We start from the raw sequence: 4352 nt of genomic DNA, 5'->3' as shown, positions 1-4352 counted from the left end.
CCCTGCATGACGCCGCCGTGCGCGGATTCGCCTCCGACAACTACTCCGGTGTGCACCCCGAGGTGCTCGCCGCCCTCGCCGCGGCAAACGGCGGGCATCAGATCTCCTACGGCGAGGACGCCTACACCGAGCGCCTCCAGCACGTCGTGCGGGGGCACTTCGGGGCGGATGCCGCGGCGTTCCCGGTGTTCAACGGCACCGGCGCGAACGTGACCGGCCTGCAGTCGATGCTGCCGCGGTGGGGCGCGGTGATCGCGGCGTCGACAGCGCACATCAACGTCGACGAGGGCGGGGCGCCCGAGAAGGTCGCCGGCATCAAGATCCTCTCCGTGCCCACCGACGACGGCAAGCTCACCCCCGAGCTGGTGGACCGCGAGGCCTGGGGCTGGGGCGACGAGCACCGCGCGCAGCCGCTCGTCGTCTCGATCACCCAGTCGACCGAACTCGGCACGCTCTACACGCCCGACGAGATCCGGGCGCTCGCCGACCACACGCACGGCCACGGCATGCGCCTGCACCTCGACGGCGCACGCATCTCCAACGCGGCCGCCGCCCTCGACCTGCCGCTCGCCGCGTTCACCCGCGACGTCGGCGTCGACGTGCTGAGCCTCGGCGGCACCAAGAACGGGGCGCTCGCGGCGGAGGCCGTGGTGGTGCTGGATGCCGCGGCATCCGAGGGTCTGCCGTACCTCCGCAAGCTCAACATGCAGCTCGCCTCGAAGATGCGCTTCGTCTCGGCGCAGCTGCTGGCCCTCTACGACGGCGACCTGTGGCAGCGCAACGCCCGCCACGCGAACGCGATGGCCGAGCGCCTGCGCGCCGGGGTCGAGGCGGGGCTTGCCGACGGGTCCATCTCGGGCGTCTCGTTCACGCAGCCGACGCAGGCCAACGGCCTGTTCGCGGTGCTTCCCGAGGGCGTCGCCGACCGGCTGCGCACGTCGTTCCGTTTCTACGACTGGGATGCGTCGCGCCGCGAGGTGCGCTGGATGTGCTCCTTCGACACCAGCGAGCACGACATCGACGCGTTCGTCGCGGCGATCGCGCGGGAGACGTCGGCAGCCTAGACCCCAGGGCCCGGGCGCCATCCGCGGGGTCACGGTGAGCGCGCGCCTGCGCAGGCGCAGTCAGCGCACGGGGCGGACAGACCCTCAGCCCGCCGGCCGGCGCGAGCGCAGCTGCGCCCACACGACGGCCACGATCGTGCCGATCACCACGCCGATGAGCGTGTCGAGCACCCGGTCGACGAGCAGCTCCTGCGGCGAGGTCGGGGCGGCCAGCTCGACCATCGACAGCGCGAGCGGGGTGACGAACACCATCGTGATGCCGTAGTTGCGGCCGACGAACAGCTCGGCCCCGACCTGGCAGACGACGGCGACGGCGATCGTGGCGAGCGGTGGCAGGTGCAATGCGAGCAGTCCTGCGGCGAGCACGACGCCGATGAGGGTGCCGACGAGTCGCTGGATGCCGCGGGCGACCCGCGCGTTCAGGTGCGCGCCACCGAGGGCGGCCACCGCCGCGACCATCGCCCAGTACCAGTGGGTGCCGAGGAGGGCGAGACCCGTGAGGCCGGCGAGCAGGGTGCCGATGCCGGCCGTGGCGCCGAGCTCCCAGGCGGACCGGTAGGACGGCGGCGCGGGCCGTGCGGAGCGCGGGGCGGCGCCGCGCCGCAGCGTGCCCCACGCCGCGAGGGCACCGGTCACGAGCAGCGTCCAGGCGACGGCCGCGCCACCGATGATCGCAGGCTCGGCGAGAGTCGCGAACGTCGCGGGGATGCTGGCCGCCGCGCCGCCCGCGAACACCGTGAACAGGGCGCCCGGCGGATGCCAGCGGGCGCGGTGGGCCAGCACCGTCACGAGCGCAGCCAAGACCGCGACCACGATCACGCGCACGACGTCGTCGACGCCCGCGGCCGACAGTGCGGTGCCGATCGTCATCGTCACGATGATCTGGATGCCCGCCGCCAGCTGCATGCGCAGCCGGTCGCCGTAGCGGTCGAAGCGGCCGTAGAGCGAGGCGAACGTGCCGAAGGTGGCGTAGATGCTGAGGTCGAGGCGTCCGAGCGCCCACAGCACGACGAGCGGGGCGGCGAGGCTGACCGCGACCCGGAGCGCCACGCGGTGTGCGCCACCGCTCGGCCCGACGCGCAGCACAGCGCGCATGACCCCGGTCGGGGCGTCGGGGCGCGGTGTGCCCGTCATTCGCCCGCGAGCCACGCCCGATAGGCGTCGAACGCGAACGGCCGGCCGAGGAACGCCTCGACGAGCTCGCGCGCGTCGCGGGTGCCGCCGCGCTCGAGCACCTCGGTGCGGTAGCGGGCCGCGGCATCCGGGTTCATCAGATCGCCGTCGAACGCCGACAGCAGATCGCGGGCGATGACGAGGCTCCACTGATACGTGTAGTAGCAGGCGCCGTACCCCGTGAGGTGGCCGAACCCGGCATAGGGATGCACACCGCGCAGCGGCTGCACCGGGCTCGTCGAGGCGTAGAGCCGCTCGGTCGCGCCCTGCAGGTCGCCCGGCCGGTCGACGTGCAGTCGGTACGAGACCGTCGCGTGACCGAGCTGGCGGCGCACCTCGAGCGCGCGGCCGAACGCGTCGGCGGTGCGCATGCGGGCGACGAGATCGGCGGGAATGGGCTCGCCGGCCGCGTTCGCCGCGAACGACCCGAGCACGCCCGCATCCCACGCCCACTCCTCGAGCAGCTGGCTCGGCGCCTCGACGAAGTCCCACTCGGTCTGGATGCCCGTGAACCGCGCCCAGCGCTGCCCGCCCGCGAGGATGTCGTGCACCAGGTGGCCGAACTCATGGAAGAACGTGACGACCTCGTCGTGTTCGAGCAGCCCGCGCGAGAAGTTGCACAGCAGCACCGCCTCGGGCAGCTGCCGCCCCGCGATGCCCGGCACGAGCGGGAAGCAGGCGGCGTGGCTGTACTTGCCGGGGCGCGGGTGCAGGTCGAGGTGGATGCGCCCGAGCGCCGTGCCGCCGCGCACGACGTCGTAGGACGCGACATCCGGATGCCACGTGGGCGCCGCGACCGGCACGTACTCGATGTCGAGCAGGCGCCCGGTGACGTCGAGGATGCCGTCGCGCACCCGCTCGAACGGGAAGTAGGAGCGCACCAGCTGTGCGTCGACGTCGTACTCCTCACGCTTGATCGCGCCCAGCACGTACCAGAAGTCGGCGATCGTGACCTCGTCGACGTCGGGGGCGTCCTGCCGCAGGCGCGCGAGCACGCGGTCGTACTCGGCGGACGAAGCGAGGTCGCTCGCGATGTCGAGGCGCTCGAGGAATGCCGGGATCGCGGCGCCCGAGCCGATCATGCGGGTCTCGGTCTCGTACTCGGCCCAGTCGGCGTAGCCGAGCAGGCGGGCGCGCTCGGCGCGCACCTCGAGCAGCTCGGCGAGCACCGACTCGTTGTCGGGCCAGGCGAGGTCGTTGTAGGCGGCGACGAGGGCGAGGCGGGTCTCGCGCACCCGCGCGTACTCGCGCACCGGCATGAGGTCGGTGTACTCGGTCGTGAGGGTCACGAGGCCGTCCTCGTCGACCGGATGCGCGTCGATGAAGTCCTGCGGGAGACCCGCGAGCCCCTCGGCGGGCACGCGGATCTCACGACGGCCGTCACGGATGTTGCGGGAGAACGCCAGGCTCAGCGCGGTGTCACGTTCGACGAGGGAGCGCACCCGCTCGCGGGTCTCGGCGTCGAGGTCGACGCCGCCGCGGCGGAAGTCGCGGCGGATGTGGGACAGCAGGCGCTGCTCGAGCGGGTCGAGGGCCGCGGCATCCGCGGCGGCGAACACCGCCCACAGGTCGGGGTTCAGCAGGCGGGCGGCGGCGAGCGCCTCGGCCTCCTGCGCGGCCGACTCGGCGGCCTCGCGCACGGCCGCGTCCGGGTGCGACTCGCTGATCAGGTAGGCGGCGCCGAGCAGCTCGCCGAGCGCGATGTCCGCCTCGTTCCACAGCTCCAGCCGCTCGATCGGTGCGAGCGAGGCATCCTGCACGAGGCGCCAGTCGACGTCGGAGACGACCGCGGTGCGGTCGGCGGCGAAGGCGGTCACGAACGGGAGCCACGCGTCGGCGGCCTCAGGGAACTGCAGCGGCTCTCTCACCCTTCGAGCCTAGGGGGCGCCTCAGCGCAGTGCGCCGACGCTCGCGAGCGCCAGACGGATGAGCGTGCCGCGGCCGCCCTCCATCTCGGCCGAGAGCGTGTCGGATGCCGCCTCCTCCGGCGTCATCCAGGTGACCTCGAGAGCATCCTGGCGCGGCTCGCACGTGCCCGTCACCGGCACGACGAACGCGAGCGACACGGCGTGCTGACGCTCGTCGTAGAAGGGGCTGACACCGGGGATCGGGAAG

Annotated in this window: 4 protein-coding genes; 1 reads left to right on the top strand and 3 read right to left on the bottom strand. The window is 73.1% G+C overall.

The annotated features are described in order from the left end of the window. The first annotated feature begins 2 nt into the window (after positions 1–2). Positions 3–1064 (top strand): threonine aldolase family protein, encoded by a 1062-nt coding sequence (locus ASG00_RS08005; protein ID WP_082483152.1) that lies wholly within the window; start codon positions 3–5, stop codon positions 1062–1064. An 84-nt stretch (positions 1065–1148) separates the two neighbouring features. On the opposite strand, the gene ASG00_RS08000 is transcribed toward ASG00_RS08005, so the two are convergent. The 3 genes from ASG00_RS08000 to ASG00_RS17735 form a co-directional block, all read right to left on the bottom strand. Then, positions 1149–2198, bottom strand: coding sequence for an FUSC family protein (locus tag ASG00_RS08000; protein WP_235557375.1), 1050 nt, complete (start codon positions 2196–2198; stop codon positions 1149–1151). Continuing rightward, positions 2195–4105, bottom strand: coding sequence for a M3 family metallopeptidase (locus ASG00_RS07995; RefSeq protein WP_056208308.1), 1911 nt, complete (start codon positions 4103–4105; stop codon positions 2195–2197). The genes ASG00_RS08000 and ASG00_RS07995 overlap by 4 nt, the downstream gene beginning before the upstream one ends. Before the next feature lie 21 nt (positions 4106–4126). Then, the coding region (locus tag ASG00_RS17735; RefSeq protein WP_235559440.1) for a DUF4916 domain-containing protein at positions 4127–4352 on the bottom strand (226 nt) is incomplete at its 5' end.

The organism is Microbacterium sp. Leaf351 (assembly GCF_001423825.1).
Classification (GTDB): Bacteria; Actinomycetota; Actinomycetes; order Actinomycetales; family Microbacteriaceae; genus Microbacterium; species Microbacterium ginsengisoli.
Note: the sequence above shows the minus strand (reverse complement) of the source record. Positions and strands in the feature narration are given on the sequence as shown.

What these genes read in the sequence shown, in the direction of transcription:
- ASG00_RS08000 (WP_235557375.1), bottom strand. Translation starts at nt 2,198, where the DNA reads ATGACGGGCACACCGCGCCCCGACGCCCCGACCGGGGTCATGCGCGCT.